Annotated in this window: 22 protein-coding genes; 14 read left to right on the top strand and 8 right to left on the bottom strand. The window is 39.9% G+C overall.

The window, feature by feature from the left end:
- The first annotated feature begins 2 nt into the window (after positions 1–2).
- The 3 genes from BUA53_RS10930 to BUA53_RS10920 are packed head-to-tail and all read left to right on the top strand — an operon-like array spanning position 3 to position 3,220.
- Positions 3–1,673, top strand: coding sequence for a TonB-dependent receptor (locus tag BUA53_RS10930; RefSeq protein WP_072835413.1), 1,671 nt, complete (start codon positions 3–5; stop codon positions 1,671–1,673).
- Positions 1,621–2,289, top strand: a complete 669-nt coding sequence (locus tag BUA53_RS10925) for a hypothetical protein (protein ID WP_139256412.1) — start codon at positions 1,621–1,623, stop codon at positions 2,287–2,289. Before BUA53_RS10930 ends, BUA53_RS10925 begins: the two co-directional genes overlap by 53 nt.
- 37 nt (positions 2,290–2,326) lie before the next feature.
- A complete protein-coding gene (locus BUA53_RS10920) occupies positions 2,327–3,220 on the top strand; it encodes a class I SAM-dependent methyltransferase (protein WP_072835411.1) in 894 nt (297 codons plus the stop codon).
- On the opposite strand, the gene BUA53_RS10915 is transcribed toward BUA53_RS10920, so the two are convergent.
- A complete protein-coding gene (locus tag BUA53_RS10915; protein ID WP_072835410.1) occupies positions 3,217–4,014 on the bottom strand; it encodes a glutaminyl-peptide cyclotransferase in 798 nt (265 codons plus the stop codon). The two genes, BUA53_RS10920 and BUA53_RS10915, sit on opposite strands and share 4 nt — an antisense overlap.
- A 253-nt stretch (positions 4,015–4,267) precedes the next feature.
- Between BUA53_RS10915 and BUA53_RS10910 the strand changes: the two genes are divergently transcribed.
- Positions 4,268–5,494: a M43 family zinc metalloprotease gene (locus BUA53_RS10910; RefSeq protein ID WP_072835409.1), complete on the top strand. Its 1,227-nt coding sequence runs from the start codon at positions 4,268–4,270 to the stop codon at positions 5,492–5,494.
- Positions 5,495–5,529: 35 nt separating this feature from the next.
- Here BUA53_RS10910 and BUA53_RS10905 read toward each other — a convergent pair whose 3' ends face one another.
- On the bottom strand, positions 5,530–6,669 hold the full coding sequence (locus BUA53_RS10905) for an NAD(P)/FAD-dependent oxidoreductase (RefSeq protein ID WP_072835408.1): 1,140 nt from the start codon (positions 6,667–6,669) through the stop codon (positions 5,530–5,532).
- Positions 6,670–6,852: 183 nt separating this feature from the next.
- Between BUA53_RS10905 and BUA53_RS10900 the strand changes: the two genes are divergently transcribed.
- On the top strand, positions 6,853–7,593 hold the full coding sequence (locus tag BUA53_RS10900) for a DUF4197 domain-containing protein (RefSeq protein WP_072835407.1): 741 nt from the start codon (positions 6,853–6,855) through the stop codon (positions 7,591–7,593).
- Positions 7,594–7,668: 75 nt separating this feature from the next.
- On the opposite strand, the gene BUA53_RS10895 is transcribed toward BUA53_RS10900, so the two are convergent.
- Positions 7,669–8,394: a DUF3575 domain-containing protein gene (locus BUA53_RS10895; RefSeq protein ID WP_072835406.1), complete on the bottom strand. Its 726-nt coding sequence runs from the start codon at positions 8,392–8,394 to the stop codon at positions 7,669–7,671.
- A 110-nt stretch (positions 8,395–8,504) separates the two neighbouring features.
- Positions 8,505–9,908 (bottom strand): dihydrolipoyl dehydrogenase, encoded by a 1,404-nt coding sequence (gene lpdA / locus BUA53_RS10890; RefSeq protein ID WP_072835405.1) that lies wholly within the window; start codon positions 9,906–9,908, stop codon positions 8,505–8,507.
- Positions 9,909–10,390: 482 nt separating this feature from the next.
- Between lpdA and BUA53_RS10885 the strand changes: the two genes are divergently transcribed.
- From BUA53_RS10885 to rimO, 6 genes are all read left to right on the top strand, one after another.
- Positions 10,391–10,627, top strand: a complete 237-nt coding sequence (locus BUA53_RS10885) for a hypothetical protein (RefSeq protein WP_072835404.1) — start codon at positions 10,391–10,393, stop codon at positions 10,625–10,627.
- A gap of 88 nt (positions 10,628–10,715) precedes the next feature.
- Positions 10,716–10,952 (top strand): 50S ribosomal protein L28, encoded by a 237-nt coding sequence (rpmB, locus tag BUA53_RS10880; RefSeq protein ID WP_072835403.1) that lies wholly within the window; start codon positions 10,716–10,718, stop codon positions 10,950–10,952.
- 41 nt (positions 10,953–10,993) lie between these two features.
- Positions 10,994–11,176, top strand: a complete 183-nt coding sequence (rpmG, locus tag BUA53_RS10875; RefSeq protein ID WP_072835402.1) for a 50S ribosomal protein L33 — start codon at positions 10,994–10,996, stop codon at positions 11,174–11,176.
- Positions 11,177–11,248: 72 nt separating this feature from the next.
- A complete protein-coding gene (locus tag BUA53_RS10870) occupies positions 11,249–11,422 on the top strand; it encodes a DUF4295 domain-containing protein (RefSeq protein WP_072835401.1) in 174 nt (57 codons plus the stop codon).
- A 239-nt stretch (positions 11,423–11,661) separates the two neighbouring features.
- Entirely contained in the window at positions 11,662–12,615 is a 954-nt protein-coding gene (gene ftsY / locus BUA53_RS10865) for a signal recognition particle-docking protein FtsY (protein ID WP_072835400.1), read from the top strand.
- Between the two features lie 251 nt (positions 12,616–12,866).
- Positions 12,867–14,174, top strand: coding sequence for a 30S ribosomal protein S12 methylthiotransferase RimO (gene rimO / locus BUA53_RS10860; RefSeq protein ID WP_072835399.1), 1,308 nt, complete (start codon positions 12,867–12,869; stop codon positions 14,172–14,174).
- A 26-nt stretch (positions 14,175–14,200) separates the two neighbouring features.
- On the opposite strand, the gene BUA53_RS10855 is transcribed toward rimO, so the two are convergent.
- Positions 14,201–14,722 carry a DUF2231 domain-containing protein gene (locus BUA53_RS10855; protein ID WP_072835398.1) on the bottom strand — a complete coding sequence of 174 codons (522 nt, stop codon included), beginning with the start codon at positions 14,720–14,722 and terminating at the stop codon, positions 14,201–14,203.
- Between the two features lie 42 nt (positions 14,723–14,764).
- Positions 14,765–15,139 (bottom strand): hypothetical protein, encoded by a 375-nt coding sequence (locus BUA53_RS10850; RefSeq protein ID WP_139256411.1) that lies wholly within the window; start codon positions 15,137–15,139, stop codon positions 14,765–14,767.
- 693 nt (positions 15,140–15,832) lie between these two features.
- Between BUA53_RS10850 and BUA53_RS10840 the strand changes: the two genes are divergently transcribed.
- From BUA53_RS10840 to bshC, 3 genes are all read left to right on the top strand, one after another.
- Positions 15,833–16,789, top strand: coding sequence for an ion channel (locus BUA53_RS10840; RefSeq protein ID WP_072835395.1), 957 nt, complete (start codon positions 15,833–15,835; stop codon positions 16,787–16,789).
- A gap of 486 nt (positions 16,790–17,275) precedes the next feature.
- Positions 17,276–18,775, top strand: a complete 1,500-nt coding sequence (locus BUA53_RS10835) for an aldehyde dehydrogenase (NADP(+)) (RefSeq protein WP_072835394.1) — start codon at positions 17,276–17,278, stop codon at positions 18,773–18,775.
- A 46-nt stretch (positions 18,776–18,821) separates the two neighbouring features.
- Positions 18,822–20,417, top strand: a complete 1,596-nt coding sequence (bshC, locus tag BUA53_RS10830; RefSeq protein WP_072835393.1) for a bacillithiol biosynthesis cysteine-adding enzyme BshC — start codon at positions 18,822–18,824, stop codon at positions 20,415–20,417.
- A gap of 24 nt (positions 20,418–20,441) precedes the next feature.
- On the opposite strand, the gene purE is transcribed toward bshC, so the two are convergent.
- Entirely contained in the window at positions 20,442–20,990 is a 549-nt protein-coding gene (gene purE, locus BUA53_RS10825; RefSeq protein ID WP_072835392.1) for a 5-(carboxyamino)imidazole ribonucleotide mutase, read from the bottom strand.
- Positions 20,987–21,391, bottom strand: a complete 405-nt coding sequence (locus tag BUA53_RS10820) for a four helix bundle protein (RefSeq protein WP_072835391.1) — start codon at positions 21,389–21,391, stop codon at positions 20,987–20,989. Before BUA53_RS10820 ends, purE begins: the two co-directional genes overlap by 4 nt.
- Positions 21,392–21,436 lie beyond the last annotated feature (45 nt).

Raw genomic sequence — 21,436 nt, 5'->3', positions numbered from 1 at the left:
GTATGGTTAACAAACAAAATTTTGAAAAAGCATTTAGTAAGCAGCATATGAAAGCTTCCATCTTTATAGTATTTACTTTACTGGCAGGATTTGCAGGCATGGCCCAGGATACTACCATCAAAAAAAGAGAGGTCAGCGTAACCTCCACTTTCAAGCCCTCTTTAAAAGAGGCTGCTAAGATCAATATCAATCCTACGCCTCCTGTACCAGATACTACAAGGCCAAGGTTGCAATATATCATTCCGAACCAGAACCTTGCCTTTGCCTTTCAGCCGGGAAGTCTTAAGCCGTTGGCCCTACAGGTGGATACAGGTGGCAGGTGGAATAACGATAGTTATATTAAAGCTGGTTTTGGCAGTCTTTCCACACCCTATATACAGGCAGGCCTATCAGTGGGTGACGGTAAAACACTAGGATTGAATGCCTATGCCAAGCACTATTCCTCAAAAGGTAAGTTACCTTACCAGGATGTAATGCATACCAATATTGACCTGGATGCATTTGTTCAAACTTCAAAGAACCTTGAATGGAATGCCCGCTTTGGTGGAGTACAGGAAAAGTATAATAAGTACGGCTTTCAGCCTTCCACGCTGGAATTCCCTAAAGATTCACTCAATATAAAATACCAATCATGGAAAGGACGTCTTGCCTTCCACAATATCAATCGCACGGAATTTGGTATTTCTTATGCGCCTGAAATGAAGATTGATGTTTTCAATGACCAATTGAGCAATTCAGAAAACAATAGTTATGTCAACCTGCCTCTCACTAAAACAATAGGCACCCAGTTCGAAGTTGACCTGGCACTTGAGGCCAACCATGCTACTTACAAGCCTGAAGGCAAGAGTACCATAACCAATAATTTTGTCACTGCTTCTCCCTCGATTTTATATAAATCTTCCAACGTCAATATACAGGCTGGTATCAAGCCTAGTTGGGACAATGGGAATTTTAAGCTGTTCCCCAATGTCATGGCTGTATTTAGTTCTGCTGACGACAGGGTATCTTTCCAGGCAGGTTGGCTCGGATATATGCGTTATAGTGGATTTCAATATATGGCCAATTACAACCCATATATATGGGCGCCTGCTACTACCAGCAATACTTGGATTGAGGAAAGATATGCTGGCCTGAAAGGCTCGATAGGGGACCATTTCAGCTATAGTGCCAAGGTGGGTTATAATAAGGTCAATAACCAACCGCTATATATTAACGATACCCTGAGTGGTAAATCTTTCGAAGTGATTAATGAACCCGAAATGAAAGTGGTGAACTTTACGGGAGAATTAGGTTATACAGTAGGAGAGCAGTTCTCAGTGATATCAAACCTGGCTTTTAACAGGTATAAGCTACAGCAAAATGATAAGGCCTGGGGCTTACTTCCCCTTGAATGGAACACACGGTTGACTGTGCAGGTATTAAAAGACCTATATGTTAATGCTAATTTATATGCGTTTGATGGTCCCTGGTCTTTGAATAAGACAGGCAGAAGGGATTTACCTGCTGCCATGGACCTAAGTGCAGGCCTTGAATTCAAGGTGGTTAACAATGTAAAATTGTGGGCGCAGTTCAATAATGTATTCAATAAAGAATACCAACGCTGGAATCAATATCCAACTTATGGGTTTAATTTCCTTGGCGGAGTTGTATTTTCGTTCGCTCAAAAGAATTAAGGTGCTGGCTTTACTTACCAAATATTTATTGCAATTCCGCAGGCTATCCATTCCTCATGTAGGTACATTTGAGTTGGTGCAGTATCCTGCGGAATTTAATGTAGTGGACAAACTGGTACTGCCGCCCTCATTTTCTCTTAACTGGCATAACAATGATGCCCTGCCCGAACACCAGGTGCATTACCTTGCCTCCAGTTTTGATTCCGATCCAGAAAGTATCAAAACCAAATTGGATCAATTTGGTAAGATGTTTAGTACCCGGGTTAGAAAAGGGCCATTTGCCTGGAACGGGATAGCTAATTTACGGGGAACAGAAGGTAACATAACTATTGAGCAATACCCCATGCTTATCGAAGGTCTTGGACCTGTAGGCGCACATAAGGTAATCAGGGAAAATGTAGAGCACAATATGTTGGTGGGCGATCGTCAAATGACATCGCAACAGGTCACAGATAGTTTATCAAAGCCTGGTAAGAAAAGATCATTGGCAGTTTTAATTGGTTGGATATTATTGATTATAACCATCCTTGCCATAGTTTATATCTTATACAGGAATGGATTTAATCCGCTGTCCTCAGGTCTTACTTTGAAGGCGTCACAGGCAACTATCAACTAATATTGTTTTCCGATTACCTATTTTGCAGCCTCTTTTTATGAGCAAATTGCATTATACCCATTGCCCGGTTTGTGGCAGTTCTGATATTCATCCCATATTAACTGCAAAGGATCATTCTGTAAGCGGCGAAGATTTCGTAATCTGGCAATGTCAGTCATGCACCTTACGTTTCACCCAGGATGTTCCGGATGAGAATTCCATAGGGCCATATTATCAATCACAGGACTATATCTCGCATAGCAATACCAATAAAGGTTTGCTGAACAAACTTTACCAGGCTGTAAGAAAGTTTACCCTTGGGCAAAAGTCCGGATTGGTTATTTCCCATACTACCCAAAAAGGTAGGATACTAGATATAGGGGCAGGTATTGGTGCTTTTTTAAATGAAATGAAGCAAAAAGGTTGGGATATTGAGGGTGTAGAGCCAGACTATGGTGCAAGGCAGCAGGCCAGGAATCTCTTTGCCATTGATTTAAAACCAACACCGGAATTAAACCAACTGCCTCATGGCAGCTATGATGCCATTACTCTATGGCATGTGCTGGAGCATGTTGAGCCCCTGCAGGACTATGTGGCCCAGTTAAAAAAGCTGCTGACCCCAAATGGCAGGATATTCATTGCGGTGCCTAATTATACCTCTTTAGATGCAGATCTTTATGGAAACAGGTGGGCGGCTTATGATGTGCCAAGGCATTTGTACCATTTTACGCCTCGGTCCATAGAAGTACTGGTAGAAAAGCACGGCATGAAGATCATAGGCCGTAAGCCTATGTGGTTTGATGCTTTTTACATAAGCTTATTAAGTAGCAAGTACCGTACAGGAAATACTTCATGGTTAGGAGCCGGCATTAATGGAATCCGGTCCAATTTTAAAGCATTGGTTAATAAGAAAAAAGCCAGTTCCCTGATCTATATTATCTCAAAGAATTAAAAGGAGAATTGGATCTCATACATCTGCGACCAGTTTTTGCCGGTTACATATGCCTTTTTTGTTTCGGGGTTATAAGCAATGCCATTGAAGAATTCTGCATGGGGATCGCTGTTTTTAACTTTGTTAACCAATTCTGTCAGGTCCATTTTAGCTACTACCTGGCCATTCGAAGGATCTATCTTTAAGATGTAATTGTATTGCCATTGATTAGCATATACAAACCCGTTAATATATTCCAGTTCATTGATATTCACTGCAGGCGTACCATTTTCAGTTACTCCCTGCACGCGTAATAATCGAAATGTCTGTGGTTCATAAAAATAAAGGTTGCTACTGCCATCGCTTGCTATCAGGCTCTTACCATCATTGGTCATTCCCCAGCCTTCGGGATTCAAAGGCAGTTCCTTTATTTTCTTAAAATCTTTTGCTGAATACACCAGTACCCGGTGCTCCTGGTAGGTCAACTGGTACAAGGTATCATGTAAAACAGTAATTCCTTCCCCAAACAGTTTGGGGTCAAGTGTTACTTCTTTTAATATTTTAAGATCAGGGAAAGATTTCTGAACCAGCTTTGATTTTCCATACAAGCCAGTGCTTTCCAGTAAAGTGCCTTTATAGAATTCTATGCCTTCTGTAAAATAGCTGGTATCATGGGCATGGGTGGAAACCACACTGTAACTCATTATTGGAATGGGTTTTTCTGCCGGGGTGCCGGAACTGTCTTCCGTATTATTATTGCAACTAATGAAAATGATGAAAAGGGTAGCAGCAAGTACGCAACTAAGTTTCTTCATCTGACAAAAATAAGGGATGGGTCAAAAGACTTTTGTTAAACAAATAGTTTTGTATTCTTTGTTTATATGGATATTGGTATTTAAATTTGGGCATTCCCTTCTACGTATCCTACTAAAGATCCCCAATAACTTTACACTGTCCTTTACCTCCGATTCCTGGGAATGACTTTTGCAATTCCTTTTCCTGTAGTTCCAACATTCCTGGAAAATTCCGTACTCCATAAGCCTGTGCATTGCTGTAAACCCTGGAACTATGAGGACGATCGTCTTTGGTATATGTTTATTGCTTTCCACTTCTATATATGCTCAACGCAACTGCGGCACTCAATCCTATATTGAGGTTTTAAGAAGCGCACAGCCTCAATTACAAAATAAGCTTTCTAATATAGAAGCATTCCTGCAGCGCCAGAAAATGAACTTCCGTGTAGATGGAAATTTTGCAAACCCTGTTATCGTTATTCCTGTTATAGTCCATGTATTATATAATGATGGTTCTCAAAACCTTTCAGATGACCAGGTGAAAAGCCAGGTTGATGCATTGAACCGTGACTTTAGAAGATTAAACCAGGATACAAGCCTTACTCCACAGCGGTTTAAAGAAATGGCTGCAGATGTAAGTATAGAATTTAAACTGGCTACTGCCGATCCCTTTGGCAGGCCTACCACAGGGATTATTCATAAAAAGACCTCGCTTCCTTTCTGGAAGACTGACGATAAGATCAAATACAACAGGGAAGGGGGTGACGATGCCTGGGATAGCAGGTATTACCTGAACATATGGGTTGGTAACATCCAGTCAGTAATTGGTTATTCCTCAGTGCCTGGTTGCGATGCTGCCACCGATGGAGTTGTCATTGCCACTTCAGTTTTTGGAACCCTCAATAGGTCAGGTACTTACAATATGGGGAGAACAGCAGTTCACGAAGTGGGGCATTGGTTAGGCTTGAAACATATATGGGGTGACTATTATTGTGGCGATGATGGGGTTGATGATACCCCAGTACAGGGAAATTTTACACCCGGATGTCCTAACACTTTCAGAAGTTCCTGTAGTAATGGCGCATTGGGTGATATGTACATGAATTATATGGACTATACCGGTGATGCCTGTATGAATTTATTTACCAATGGTCAGAAATTAAGGATGCGCAGCATGTTTTATGAAGGCGGACCAAGGGCTGGCTTACTTTCAAGCAAAGGATTGAATGAGCCATGGATGGCTGAAGCTCCGCCTGTAACAATCATTCCTTCTGCAGCCATCTTCCCCAACCCGGCTATGGGTGACATTAGCATAAACCTTGACGATAGCTGGATTGGCTCAACCATCCGCATTGCGGATATGAATGGGGTTGTGTTATCTACTTTCAATATTACTGCAAGAATTCAAAAAGTACCTGTATCTCATTTAAAGCAAGGCATGTACCTGGTTCAGGGTGATAATGGTAAAAGACAGCTGAGAGAAAAATTCATAAGACTCTGACCATATCATATTGGGGTTATGGTTACTTAGACCCACTACCGGTCCATCATATGGGCTACCTGTTTTCCTACTTCTGGTGCCAAAGCTACTCCCATGCCACTCATACGAACTGCACAAAAAACACCTGGTTCCAATTCTTTTACTATTGGTGCCTTTTCGCTTCCCATTGCCATAATTCCTGCCCATCGGTATTCAACCTCGTATTTACCCCGATGATTAGGCAACACCACTTCAGCAAGGTAATTTTCCAATTCACCCTGGATGAACCCTGTGGTAGCCATTTCAGTGGTTTCCTCTTCCTGGAAAGCTTTATTCCTGGCACCCCCTAGTAAAACCCTTTTCCCGAGGTTTCGGAAGTAGTAATAACCTTCATCGGAATGAAAGGTTCCTTCCCAATCCAGGTCTTCTATTGGTGTAGTTAAAAGTACTTGTCCCCGTGCAGGTTTGATGTCCACCGATGGATATAGATTTTTGGTAAAAGCATTGGTGCATAGCAGCAACTGGGTGGCAAAAAGTTTTCCTATGGGAGGCACATGAACTTCCATATGATCATTTACTTTTTCGAAGCAGCTAACCTCCATGCCGGTAAATACCTGCACACCCATTGACTGAACTAATAGTAACAACCTTTGTAATAGTTTGCCTGAATGAAGGGATCCTTCCCAAATATTCTCCACCAGGTGGCGTGTATTTCCAAAACCAAAACCATTAATCTTTTCATTAACAAGGTTATAGGTTCTTTTACTTCCTGTTATTGGTTTAAGCAGGGAGTTAATGTATGCAATGTTATTTTCCAGTTCTTCAGGAGTTATGCCCTCCGAATTGTCATAGAGTTCGTACCCTCCGCAAAGTGAAAAGCCAATCTCCTTTTTTCCAAACACCTTCTGAATACGCTCCAGCCCTTTAAATCTTTTTTCCACTAGGTCTAGCATATTCTCTGTTCCCATAGCTTGAGCATCATGAACCAACTCACTTAAGCTGCCGAAACAGGCAAATCCGGCATTGCGTGTACTGGCCCCCATGGGAATAAGCCCTCTTTCAATAATGGTTACCTTCAGATCCGGGTCCCTCTTTTTTAAGTAATAAGCCGACCAAAGCCCCACAAAACCACTACCCACAATAATGATATCCTGTGGGGCATAAAAACTTTCCTTTTCCCAAATTGAAACCTGCATACTGTATAATATAATAACTAAAATATACCCAAAACAGGAAGTTACAATAGTTTAAAAATCTCCAAATGCAGTTTGTGTTGAATCGTGGATTTACCAGGAAAAAATACCCGTTATTAAAAGTCTAAACCTTATTTAACCCATTATTATATTCCAGATGACTATTTTCACTATACAAACCATTCTATGAAAAAATCACTATTGCTTTCTTCACTACTCGTATTCTTTTTCTTTGGTCAAAGCCAGGGATTGAAAGGCTTATTTAAAAAAGACTCTTCCGGGAAACTTGGAATAGGGAAGGTCCTCAACACCGGAACTAAAACAGGCTTAAGCAATGACGATATAATTAATGGATTAAAAGAAGCCCTTGCTGTTGGTACCAATAAGGCTTCGCAAAAATTATCTGCGACAGATGGATTTTTTAAAGATGCAGCTATAAAGATATTGATGCCGGAAGAGGCTAAAAAGGTAGAAAGCAAGTTAAGAGGAATAGGAATGGGTAAGCAGGTTGATAATGCAATACTCTCTATGAACAGGGCTGCTGAAGATGCAGCAAAAGAAGTGACACCCATATTTATCAATGCTATCAAGGGTATGACCATTCAGGATGGAGTGGGTATATTAAAAGGTGGAGATTTTGCTGCCACCAACTACCTTAAGGATAAAACCACCGCTTCACTCACAGAAAAGTTTCGTCCTGTTATTGAAGCCTCGTTGGCCAAAGTAGGTGCTACTAAATACTGGAACACTATTTTCTCCAATTATAACCGTTTTAGCAGCGAAAAGATCAATCCTGACCTTACTGCTTATGTAACGGAACGTGCATTGGCTGGTATTTTTCACCAGGTAAGCCTTGAAGAACAACAAATACGAAAGGACCCAATGGCCCGCACAAGCGATATTCTAAAGAAGGTTTTTGCTAATTAATAATAGTAAGAGCAAAAGGGTAGTTATTTAAAGTTCTACTCTTTTGCTCCTTTTGTTAATAGTAACCAAGTATTTTTAAAATGCTACTCCAAAGGAAACACCTGTTCGGAAACCAGGCAGGGCACCTTTAAAATCGGTAATGACCGTCCTGTTGTTCTTGTCTACCATCACATCCACATGATCCCTGATGAATGGAAACTTATCTATAAAGTTCCTGATGTCTTTTTCCGCTTCACCCGCCTGGATAGATGTCCATGGAATAGAATGTGATGTTTCTACAGCTTTGAAATTGTTCCGGCTTGAATTGATTTCAGGACCAATTAAAAACAGGTCAATTACAAATCTTTTTTTAATCATAAACTGCACGCCCAGTTGGGCACCTACACCCAGTCCATTATAATCATTGGTAAAATCCATAACCACCGGATCTCCTGAAAGCGTTCCATTTCCCACACCCTCCGCATTCTGATGAACATACTTAAAAAAAGGTTCAAAATACAAACCTCGCATATGCTTCTTTGAAAGGTACATCCTGTAACCAGCGAGAAAAGATGTTGCCCGCATTTGGAAGTCAGCATCTTTATCCTCATAGGTAAACGTATGATTCACCGTAACAGGCAGGCCTATTTTAGCTGTTAACGAGTTCTTTCCAAAATTGTACTCTCCCTGCAAACTAAGGCTGCCTAAAATAAGCCCGCTAGGTGCCCATTTTATGGCTAACTGTCTTGAATCAGCGACATCCTGGGCTTTAAGAATCGAAGCATAGGCAACAAGTGTAATAAGGATTAATAGTTTTTTCATTGGTAAGTAAGATTAAAGAGTTTTGAAGAAAGTATAAAAGCCATGCCCTGGTATCATCATTAAAAAAGCCCGTGGTTACACAGGCTTTTCTTTTTATGAATGAGGTGCTATTATAAATGAATAGCTTCACCATAAGCTACTTCAATGGCATCTTTAATGCTTTCACTGATAGTAGGGTGTGGATGAATGCTGTTTAATACTTCATGGTATGTGGTTTCAAGTTTCCTTGCTACCACAGTTTCAGCAATGATCTCTGTAACATTATACCCGATCATATGTGTTCCAAGCCATTCGCCATATTTAGCGTCAAAGATCACCTTTACAAAACCTTCGGTATGGCCGGCTGCCGAGGCTTTACCTGATGCACTCAATGGGAATTTACCTACTTTAATTTCATAGCCAGCTTCTTTAGCCTTTTGCTCGGTTAATCCTACAGACGCTATTTCAGGGGTGCAATACGTACATCCTGGTACATTTCCATAATCCAGTGGTTCTGGCTGGTGGTTGTATTTCTTCTCACCAAAAGCAATATTCTCTACGCAGATAATTCCTTCTTTCGAAGCTACGTGTGCCAGGGCCTGCCCGGGTACACAGTCACCAATAGCATATATGCCAGGAACGCTGGTCTGGTAGTATTTATCTACGCTTATAAGACCTCTTTCTGTTTTAATACCTGCAGCTTCCAGTCCTATATTTTCAATGTTGGCTGTAACACCCACAGCACTTAATAAAACATCTGCTTCCAGGGTTACTTCACCAGAAGCTGTTTTTACTGTTGCTTTTACCCCATTGCCAGAAGTATCCACTTTAGTTACCTCGGAAGAGGTCATAATGTCAATACCCTGCTTTTTAAAGTTCTTTTCCAGTTCTTTAGAGATCTCTTCATCCTCTACAGGAACCACCCGTGGCATGAATTCAACAATGGTAACCTTAGTTCCCATGCTACTGTAGAAGTAGCCAAATTCCACTCCTATAGCACCGCTACCCACTACGATCATGGATTTAGGTTGCTGTGGTAATACCATAGCTTCCCGGTATCCAATGATCTTCTTACCGTCAATTGGCATGGAAGGTAGCTGGCGGCTACGGCCACCTGTAGCAATAATGATATATTTTGTATCAACGGTCTGTTTATTGTTATCGGCACCAGTTACTTCAATCTTTCCCTTGGCTACTACTTTACCAAAACCATTTATAACGTCGATCTTGTTCTTGCGCATCAGGAAGGCTACACCCTTACTCATCTTATCTGCCACACCACGGCTTCTTTTAATGACAGCTTCAAAATTGTGCTGTCCAGTTGCTTCAATACCAAAATCCTTTGCATGCTTGATATATTCATATACCTGGGCACTTTTTAAAAGTGCTTTGGTTGGGATACAACCCCAGTTAAGGCATATACCTCCCAAACTTTCCCTTTCAATAATTGCTGTTTTAAAACCTAACTGTGAGGCACGGATAGCGGCAACATAACCACCAGGACCCGAACCAATAACGACTACATCGTATGCCATTTTATTACATTTTTAATTCCCTTTTCTTCCTAACAGGAATCAAGGTTAAGATTTAGAGTGATCAAAAATCAATTTCCAGGGTCAGAAGGTCCTTGTTTCAACGACTTACTTCCCTGACTTTTCAAAAGCGGCACGAAGCTAATTTAAAATGAGTGAAGCACAAAGAAGGTGAGCTATGAGCCGATAAGAAAAAGGAACTACCGGAATACAACATACTTTGGCCTTCAATAGGTTTATTGTAAGCCCTGCCATCCTTTCAGTCTACCTTATTTTAATCCAGGTTGGTAGCGGAGCCATACCTGCGCCCTGGGAACTCCCTATCTACGGTATGGATACTCCGTGCGGGTACGGAGTATCTATACCGTAGCTATACCGGAGATAGGGCTTTCCCATGGCTTTCCTATGTAGTAAACAGGAGGGAAGTAATTGTTATATAAAAAGGAGCCTGCACTAAATGGTATCTTTATTGCAGAAAAAGAAATATGGTGAATCATCCATCAACAGCATTCAAAGAGTACCTGGAAGAACAAATGGATCTTAGAAGACCCTGTATTATTAAGTTCAGGTCGGTAGATGGGGGCGTTTCTATTTTAAAGACCCGGATTATTGATATGAGTACCGTTTCTGAGCGGGATATGATAGAAACTGATGCAGGTATTCACATTGGTTTGGACCAAATTATACAGGTAAATGACAGAGTGGCTGAAAATTATTGCTAATATTTTCTAAACAGATGAAAATTTCTCAATTTGCCTTACGCTCATTGCCCATTTTCCCTTACCTTCGCCCTCCAAAATTTTCCAAGTCATGGCGCGAGTATGTCAGGTAACGGGTAAAACGCCAATCGCAGGTAATTCTGTTTCTCACTCAAACATTAAAACCAAGCGTCGTTTTCTACCCAATTTGCAAACAAAGAAGTTTTTCTTAGCAGAAGAGAATAAGTGGATCACTTTAAAACTTACTGCAGATGGTATCCGTACTATCAATAAAAGAGGTTTATTAACCGTTGTAAAAGAGCTGAGAGCTCAGGGTCAACATATTTAATTAGCTGATGGCTAATTTTTAAATTTTCAAATCAATCAACAATGGCAAAGAAAGGAAACCGTGTACAGGTAATTCTGGAATGCACTGAGCAAAAAACTACGAGCGTGCCTGGTACCAGCCGTTATATCACTGAAAAGAACAAAAAGAACAATCCAGAGCGTTTGGAGCTGAAGAAATTCAATCCAAACCTGAAGAAAGTTACTGTTCATAAAGAAATTAAGTAATTAGGTTTACCCTAGTGGCTCATGGTCATTTAGGAATGCCTGTCAACTAATCAATATATCAACTTATAAGTCATGGCAAAAGCAGCAAAAACCGCGATTAAATCTAAAGATGCCAGGGCAGCCGCTGAAGCAAAGAACTGGTCAAAAGTTATCAAAGCTGTGCGTAGCCCTAAAACTGGTGCTTATACCTTTAAAGAGGCTATCATTCACAAGGATAAAGTGAAGGATTTTTTAGCGCAGAAATAAATTAAGGGTTAGTAAATTTTCCTAAAGCTGTCCAACCGGACGGCTTTTGTTATTTGAGGCAAGGACTGCACTTTGTTCTTAACAGGAATATATATTCCTATTGTATCTTGCAGACCCCGAAGCTGGTGTTTTCAGTTTTAGGCTATCTAGCAGATAAATAATGGATAGGGCAAACATATTAAAAAAGGCCTCAAAGCAAATGAGGATTAGAATAACAATCAGCAAAAGGAGCCAAGATTATGGGATTTTTCAATAAGATATTTGGTAAAAAAGAAAAGGAAAGCCTGGATGAAGGACTTCAGAAAACCAAGGAAAACTTCTTTTCTAAAGTTTCAAAAGCTATTGCCGGAAAAAGCACGGTAGACGAGGAAGTGCTTGATGACCTGGAAGAGGCATTGGTGACGGCTGATGTGGGCATTGAAACAACTGTAGCCATTATTGATCGTATTGAACAACGAGTTGTAAGAGATAAATACCTTAATACCAGTGAATTAAACAGCATACTTCAAGAAGAAATTAAAGAAATGCTGGTTGGGGAAGCTTCTTATGATTTTACTTCAGACATTCCTCACAAACCCTATGTAATACTGGTAGTTGGAGTAAACGGAGTAGGAAAGACCACTACTATAGGAAAGCTTGCTTATAATTTTAAAAAGGCTGGTAAATCAGTGCTTTTAGGAGCTGCAGATACATTCAGGGCGGCGGCTGTTGACCAGTTAACCATCTGGTCGGATCGCACTGGCGTGCCTATTGTGAAGCAGGCAATGGGTTCAGATCCGGCTGCTGTTGCTTTCGATACGGTTCAAAGTGCAATTGCCCGGGGTACGGATGTGGTGTTAATAGATACTGCGGGACGTCTTCACAATAAGGCCCATTTGATGGAAGAGCTAAGTAAGATCAAAAGGAGCGTACAAAAGGTAATTCCAGGAGCTCCCCATGAAGTGCTATTGGTACTTGATGGATCAACGGGGCAGAATGCATTGGAACAGGCAAAGCACTTTACCGCAGCTACGGACGTAACCGCCCTGGCCATTACCAAACTTGATGGCACTGCTAAAGGCGGAGTGGTATTGGCCATTGCAAACCAATTCAAAATACCCGTTAAGTTCATTGGTGTAGGCGAAAAAATGGAGGATCTGCTCATTTTTGATAAGCATGAATTTGTAGATAGTATATTCAGTATCAACAAATAGTGGACCTTATTTAATAATAACGTTTAGGTGGTGCTTTAAGTACTTCCATGGTCATTCACTAGTAAGACTTTTTATTTAGGAAGGATGTTTTAAGCTAATTATCCCAACCGTGTATGGACCTGGTTTCCTTATTCATTTAAGACACAGGCATTGATTGATTTAAGAGGTTGGCAGTTCTAATAATTCGCGATTTCTATTTACCAATTTCTAAACAGGGCTAAAGATGGAATCTGCCTACCTTTGCGCCTCGCATGAAATCAAAAACCCTCAAAAAGGATAAAGTCAATATAATCACTCTTGGTTGTAGTAAAAACATGGTGGACAGTGAGGTCCTAAGTGGCCAGTTACTCGCCAATGAAATAGATGTGGTTCATGAAAGTGGCAAAAAGGATCATAATATAGTTATTGTTAATACTTGTGGTTTTATAGATAAGGCCAAAGAAGAATCAATAAATACCATCCTTGAGCAGGTAAACCTGAAACAAAAGGGACGACTGGATAAAGTTTATGTTACGGGATGCCTCAGTCAGCGTTATCGTGAAGACCTGGAACAAACGATTCCTGAAGTGGATGCCTGGTTTGGCACCATGGAACTCCCCCTTATCTTAAAGAAATTTGAAGCTGATTATAAGTCTGAACTGCTTGGAGAACGTCTTTTGGCCACACCATCGCACTATGCCTATTTAAAGATAGCGGAAGGATGTAACAGAACCTGTGCGTTTTGCGCTATTCCCCTAATGCGTGGCCAACATACCAGTCGATCTATAGAAGACCTGGTTAAGGAAGCTGAGAGCCTGGCCCGCCGGGGTGTGAAAGAGATCTTGCTAATAGCCCAGGAGTTAACCTATTATGGCCTGGACCTATATAAGAAAAGGATGCTTCCGGACCTTTTAAAAAGATTAAGTGATATCCCTGGAATAGAATGGATCCGTCTCCATTATGCATATCCTCATAAGTTTCCAATGGAAATCCTTGAAGTAATGCAGGAGCGGGATAACATCTGCAAGTACCTGGATATGCCATTGCAGCATGCTGCAGATAATATGCTGAAGGCCATGCGTCGCAATATTACCCGTGCTGAAATGGAAGATCTGATCGTTAATATCAGGCAAACCGTTCCAGGCATTTGTATCCGCACTACGCTTATTACTGGTTTTCCGGGCGAGACACTGGAGGATGTGGAAGAACTGAAAGGTTTCCTGGAACGTCAGCGTTTTGACAGGGTGGGCATTTTTACCTATTCTCATGAGGAAAACACATCCGCTTATGGGCTGGTAGATGATGTTCCGGCCGATGAAAAACAACGTAGGGCTGAAGACATTATGGCTGTTCAGCAAGAGATCAGCTATGAAAAGAACCAGGAAAAGCTAGGACAAACGCTGAAGGTATTGGTAGATAAAAAAGAAGCAGGTAGATACCTGGGACGTACAGAGTTTGACAGTGTCGAAGTTGATAATGAAGTTATTATTCAGACTGACAAGAAATTGCAGCCAGGTAATTTTTATAATGTAAAGATCACAAGAGCATATGATTATGATCTTGAAGGTGAATTAGTATAAGAAAAAGAGGGCCTTGGCCCTCTTTTTTAGTCCTCATCTTTAGTATCTGTTCCCCGAGCCTCATTCTGATTTGATCCGTTTTCTGTATTCTGATCACTTACAGTTGCAACTCCGGATCTGATTTCAGTATGCCTGATTGATCCCCCAAGGTGTGCTGTTTGAGCCATGGCTCCAGCTGAAATCAATGATAAAATAAAAACACTAGTGCGGGCCAGCTTTCCTATTATCCTTCTGGAATAAAACACAATTCCTGAAAGTGCCATTAAAGCAGTTAAGGAGATGACAATCAATGTGAGATTGGCAACATCTTCATGTTTTGAAATTATAGACTCTGAAACTCCGGGGAGATTTTCTACAGCCTCCTCAGTTCCTTCTCCTGTTAAATAAACAGGTACTGTAAAAATGCCTGCGGCCAACAACAGGTAAAAGGAGGTTTTGGTAATTGTTTCATTTTTCTTAAGCAGTCCAATGCTTAATATGACTAGGCCAATAAATGATAAAACTACTGGCACATGGGTAAGTGCCAAATGTATTTGGGAAGCGTTCATAATACTGTCTTTTAAGGAATTAATTAATAATAAATAACCTGGTTAACAGACAGTACGTGGAGGATGAAAAATGGAGAATACCTGGATTGAAGCAACAAAAGATATTGGTGGAAAGAACTTAGTATCCTGGTTAACAGGAGGTGTTTCAATTGTTTCCTGCCCAGCTGAAGGTAAACTTGCTACTAAAGAAGGTGCAGGTACAGCCAATTTAAAAGGAAGCTGCATATCTTCTTTATTATCGCCATCATCTCCGTGATAAGTATAATGCTCTTGCAGATAATTGAAGAATGAAACAGGATTCTTCTGATAATGGGAAAAATAATGCTGAACCAGTATGGGTAATTTAACCAGTTGCCCTAAATCAGTGTAAGTAGTGGCGAAAATTACTAGAAAGAATATGGATGTTATTCTTTGCATACCCATATAAAACTAATATTAATATGGGTTGTTTTAAAGAATTCATTGTTAAACATTTCTTTTAAACCTGGAGAAAAGCTAACCTGTACAAAGAGAAAATCGGAATACTTTTCTGAGCGTATAGAAAGGTAGAAAAAACTAAATGAGTCAAAACCTAATTAGCTATATAAAGTATTTAAGTATTCAATTTGAGATTAATACTAAAGGATGTATAATGATCGCAAAACAGTGTTTCCTATATTTTCTTTTTATCCTGGTTTTCTGAATAGAACCATGATTGGAAATATTGGTAGTAGGTACTTGCCTCGGCGGCATATAAGCCTATCACAGGCAAAGAATCAGGCGCGTTATTTTCTTTTATCGACTGGCGACAATAATCGCAGCCGGAACATTTATTTGCCTGTTTGCTTCTATCAAGGCACAGGTTGTAAGCGTTGACCATTTTAATAATTTTACGGTTTTGGTGATAAGATGCTTTACCTGGTTAATCATATTTACTTTTAATTATCATTGGGATAAGGTATAATCTGTAGCGAAAGTAATGGCGCCTTAAGCTCAAGGCAATAAACACATGGATGAACTGCTGAATCTCAGACAGGAATTGAGAAGGAATAAACCTATATAGTTATTTGTTAGTTTTTGTTAATCTGAATCCGTATTCATTGATTTACATTTATACAGCAAACAATCATTATGGCTTCTTCAATGGTAGATCATTATTCAACTACAAATCCTGACACTGGCTTTGGAAATCAACCAGGGCAATTTGGTGGGCGGTTTATGAATAAGGATGGCTCTTTCAATTTAAAAAAAACAGGTGCTCCTTATTTTAAAAGAGCAAGCTTTTATTCCTACCTGCTTGAGATTTCCTGGTTAAAATTTATTACGCTTGTCTTGCTGTTTTACCTGGTGGTGAACCTTCTTTTTGCTGTTGGTTATTTTATGATAGGGGAAGACCAATTGCAAGGTCTTGTATCCACGGGATATTGGAGCAGGGCCAGGGAATTGTTTTATTTCAGTACACAAACCTTTACTACAGTAGGTTACGGAAGGATAAATCCCATAGGTGATAGTTCGGATATCCTGGCATCGATACAGGCAATGGGTGGGTGGTTGTTCTTCGCCCTTGTCACTGGCTTATTATACGGAAGGTTTACAAGACCCCAGGCCTATATTGATTTTAGTGAACACGCCTTGATAGCCCCATATAGAAGCGGCAAGGCGCTTATGTTTCGTCTTGTACCCTACAAAAGCAATCATCACTTAAGCGATGTGCAGGTGGTAGTAAACCTTTCCTATGTTATGTTGAAAGATGGAAAACCAGAGTATGCTTTTTATAAGTTGGGACTTGAGCGCTCAAGGGTAGATATGTTCAATATGAATTGGACGGTAGTACATCCTATTGATGAGCAAAGCCCACTGATAGACTTTACAAATGAAGACCTGGAGAAAGCTGATGTTGAGGTACTTGTGCAGGTGTCAGGTTTCAATCCCATTTTTTCAAATGTAGTGATGAGGCGCACTTCTTATACTTACGAAGAGATCATATGGGGTGCGAAATTTAAACCTATGTATCACGAATCAGAAGATGGCATGACAACCATACTTGAACTGAATAAATTAAATCATTACGAACCCGTAGATTTATAATTAGAAAATCAGAACAACTGTATATCTATTCTCAGATACGGCTTTCAATTTCTTTATTAAGTTGTTTTTGTTTATAATATAAAAGGAAGCAAAACAACAGTACTAATAAGGCGTAGAATTCTATTCTCATAATAATCGGTATTTTTTATGGTGCTATTATTTGATTTAACCATTTAAAATTCCAATTGTTTAGTGTTATATAAATGAAGAAACTGAATGGAGTGTTATTAGTTTAAAATGAATTGTTCCAAATAAAATAGTTTACAAATCATTTAGATTTCTTCTTTTATAAAAGACCAGCAAACTGGCAAAGGTTATAAGGGTAATAAATAATTCAATTCTCATAGTGGTGTTTATGTATTTGACAGGAGAAAAAGGCCATTTAGCCATAACACTATGTTAAAAGGGAGATGAAGGGCTTAAATAAGTACGACTATAGGTAACGGATGATTCCATCTCAATTACGGAACTTTACAAAAAAACAATATGGGATTTGAGGATGCTACAAAAGGGGAAATAGACCAGGCCTTACAACTTTCATGGCAGGCATTTCAAGTGTATAAAGAATACCCACTCACAAAAAGGGCAGAGTTGATGGCGACTATTGCACATGAACTAAATAAAGGTGCAGCCAACTTGATACCAGTTGCGGCAAAAGAGACAAATCTTGATGCTGCCCGGCTACAATCAGAATTAAAAAGAACCATATTTCAATTAGAATCTTATGCAGAGGCGTGTATTGATGGGACCTGGTTAGATGCCAGGATAGATACGGCAGATAAGAGCAAAAGCCCAGTTAAACCAGATCTGCGTAAAATGCTCATTCCTCTTGGTCCAGTTATTGTTTTTGGAGCATCGAATTTTCCCTTTGCCTATTCAACCGCGGGAGGTGATACTGCTTGCGCCCTTGCTGCGGGTTGTTCGGTTATTGTAAAAGCCCACCCAGCACATGCTGAAACTTCGGATTTGGTAGCTGCAATTATTAAAAAAGCGCTTCATGCGCTTAATATGCCTGAAGACATTTTTATCCATATCCATGGTACTTCCTTTGAAGTGGGTAAAGAATTGGTCGAGCACCCTTTAACTAAGGCCGTTGGATTTACCGGGTCGTTGGAAGGTGGAAGGGCTTTATTTGATATTGGCGCCCGAAGACCTGTACCCATACCTGTGTTTGCGGAAATGGGTAGTGTAAATCCTGTATTCTTATTGCCCGGAAAACTAAGGCAGGATGCAAAAGCTATTGCATCGCAATTAGCTACATCCATTACCTTAAGTGCGGGACAGTTTTGTACGAATCCAGGCATACTTGTAGGCATTGATAATGAATCCTTATTGAAATTTAGAGACTACCTGGAATTGGAAGTGGAAAAAGTGCCACCTGTAAAGATGCTGCATCCGAGTATTGCAAAAAGCTTTCATGAAAAAAGAAATGCTGCATTACAACAAAATGATGTGAAAGTTATTGCAACAGCCAAATATGAAGAGAATGAATTACAAAGCCTCCCGACCATTGCAACAGTCAAAGCAAAGTCATTTCTGAATAATCCATTATTGCACAAGGAGGTTTTTGGTACATACTCCTTATTGGTTAAATGTAGTGATGTAGATGAAATGATTGAAGTGGCTAAAGCCCTGGAAGGCCAGTTGACTGCAACTATTATAGGAACTTCTGAGGAAATTAGGGATAGGCCACAATTGATCAATACTTTAAAAGAGAGAGCTGGGCGACTGGTGATGAATGGCGTGCCGACGGGAGTGGATGTTGCTATTGGCATGCATCATGGTGGACCTTATCCAGCTACTACAGATAGCCGTTTTACCGCAGTTGGAGCAGACGGTATCAGGCGTTTTGCAAGGCCTGTTTGTTATCAAAATTGGGAGAATGAACTATTGCCTGATGCATTAAAAAATGAAAATCCATTACATATCTGGAGAACTGTCAATAACCAGTTGACCAAAAATCCTGTAGGAAGGTTTCCAGAATAATTGATAGTTAACAATTTTGAATGACTGGTTGTTTTAATTTTAAACCATGTTTGCTGAACAGCGCATCCCTTATAGCCAGACCAACGCCTTTTCCAAAATTGCTCTCGATTACCTTAAAGGAGATGAAAAGTTGCGTTCTTTTTATGCAGAAAGCCCAACATTAAATGGTATTGCAGAAACAATAAAGCAGAAACAAGTTCAAATCATTGACCGGAACACACTCGTTCGAACATTATTGGAACAGTATGATCATATTCAGGCCAACACAGAAGTAATAAATAATATTAAAAAGCTGGCTAATGATAATTGTTTTACAATTTGCACCGCCCATCAGCCTAACCTGTTTACTGGCCCACTGTATTTTATTTATAAGATTCTCCATACTATAAAATTGGCTAAAGTATTACAACAGGAATTGACTGGGTTTGATTTTGTGCCTGTTTATTATATGGGCTCAGAAGATGCTGACTTTGCTGAATTAAACCATACTTATGTAGACGGGAAGAAAATAGAGTGGAAAAAGGAACAAAAGGGAGCAGTAGGCCGAATGGTTGTTGATAAAAGCCTGGTGCAGTTAATAGATGAACTGGAAGGGCAATTAATAGTGGAAAAGCATGGCGCAGAAGTAATTGACTTATTGCGAAGTTGTTATAGCGCAGGCAAGGATATTCAGACAGCAACTTTTGAGCTGGTGAACCATTTATATGGGGAATATGGATTGGTGGTACTCATTCCTGACCATCCTGCATATAAAGCCCAGATGATATCATTATTTGACCAGGAGTTATTTCAAAATACTTCAGCCAATATAGTACAACAAACCTCTAAAAAGCTGGAAGAACACTATAACGTCCAGGCGCATCCAAGAGAGATCAACCTTTTTTATTTGAAGGGTGACATACGGGAACGCATAATCAGGAAAGAAGAATCTTTTCTTGTACATAATACAACACTTAGTTTTTCAGCGGATGAGATCAGGGCAGAACTATCAAACCATCCTGAACGATTTAGTCCTAATGTAATATTAAGAGGGTTGTTCCAGGAAACTATTTTGCCTAACCTGGTATTTATTGGCGGGGGAGGTGAGTTAGCTTACTGGCTTCAATTAAAAGACCTTTTTGAATATTACAAAGTAGTATACCCTGTTTTGGTGTTAAGAAATTCTTTCTTAATTCTTGAAAAGAAATGGAAACAAAAGATAACCAGTTTAGATCTTTCTATCCCTGACATTTTTAAATCACCTGTTGATTTAATGAACCTGGTGGTTGAAAGAAAGTCAACAAACCAGGTGTCTTTAAATAGCAACTTTCAAAAAGCGAATGCTTTTTATAATGACCTTAAAACGCAGGCAGTAGCTATAGATCCAACGTTAGGTAAGCATGTAGCTGCACTTGAAGCCAGGTCCTTAAGATATCTCCAGGAGCTTGAGAAAAAAATGCTTCGGGCAGAAAAACGAAAATACACAGATGAAGAGAGGGGCATCCAGCATCTGAAATCTGCATTATTCCCTGCCAATGGATTGCAGGAGAGAAAAGAAAACTTTAGCAGCTTTTATGCTAAATGGGGCAAAACATTTATTGATCAATTATACAAGCATTCTTTGGCCCTGGAACAGGAGTTTATGGTACTTATCGAATCATAAGTCTTCTTAAGGCTAAACAAGTCTTTATTTATCGAAGGTATTGGGCCAGCCAGCAGATTGCAAATGCTGCACTTTTTCCAATACTTCTTTATTCATTTTTTCTTTATAGGCAGCAACCTTTTCAGCTATGTTTTGGTCAAAAGCACCAATGAACTGCGCGGCCAGTATGCCGGCATTTCTTGAGGCATTTAAAGCAACAGTGGCAACGGGTACTCCATTGGGCATTTGCAAAATAGATAGAATAGAATCCCAGCCATCAATTGAATTACTTGATTTGATAGGAACTCCTATTACAGGTAGTGAAGTAATGGAAGCTAGCATGCCTGGTAAATGCGCAGCACCTCCAGCACCTGCTATGATCAGTTTCAATCCACGATCTTTAGCTCCGGAAGCATATTCCACCATACGCAATGGTGTACGGTGGGCCGACACTACTGTAAGTTCAAAACTGATTTCAAAATATGTTAGTATATCAGCTGCGGCCTGCATCACAGGAAGATCACTGTCACTGCCCATAACGATGCCAACAACAATAGTTTCTGGTTTTTGGTTTATAGTTTCTTGTTCATTCATGATTTCAGTCTGTCTTTAAATTTTAGTCCTTTATGCTCTGCAGAATTTAAATAAATAATAAAAGAAGCGATTTTACGTGATAAAATATCCGCTTCACTATAAAGTGTATTAAATTCTTCGGAATTGATATAATTATTATCAAGGCAGCGATAGAGTTGAGACTTTAATTCACCCACTTCGCCTTTTGAAATACCAAGTGAATTCAAAAATTCAAGCCTGCTACTTCTTTCAAAACCTTCAGCAATATTATCCATTACTGAACCTGAAGCAGATCTCATTTGCTCTGCAAAACGATACTCTTTATTGTTTTTAAGAATTTCTATTACCGGAGATAAACTTTTATAGAACTTCCTGGATAATTGCCATATCTCCAGCTCTTCAAACTTATTGATAGTTGCCATAAGAGTGAATAATGCGCGATGAAGCTACAACAAGAAACTATAAAC

Source organism: Flavisolibacter ginsengisoli DSM 18119 (genome assembly GCF_900129295.1).
Classification (GTDB): domain Bacteria; phylum Bacteroidota; class Bacteroidia; order Chitinophagales; family Chitinophagaceae; genus Flavisolibacter; species Flavisolibacter ginsengisoli.
The sequence above is the reverse complement of the archived record's forward strand: the minus strand, read 5'-3'. Positions and strand labels throughout refer to the sequence as shown.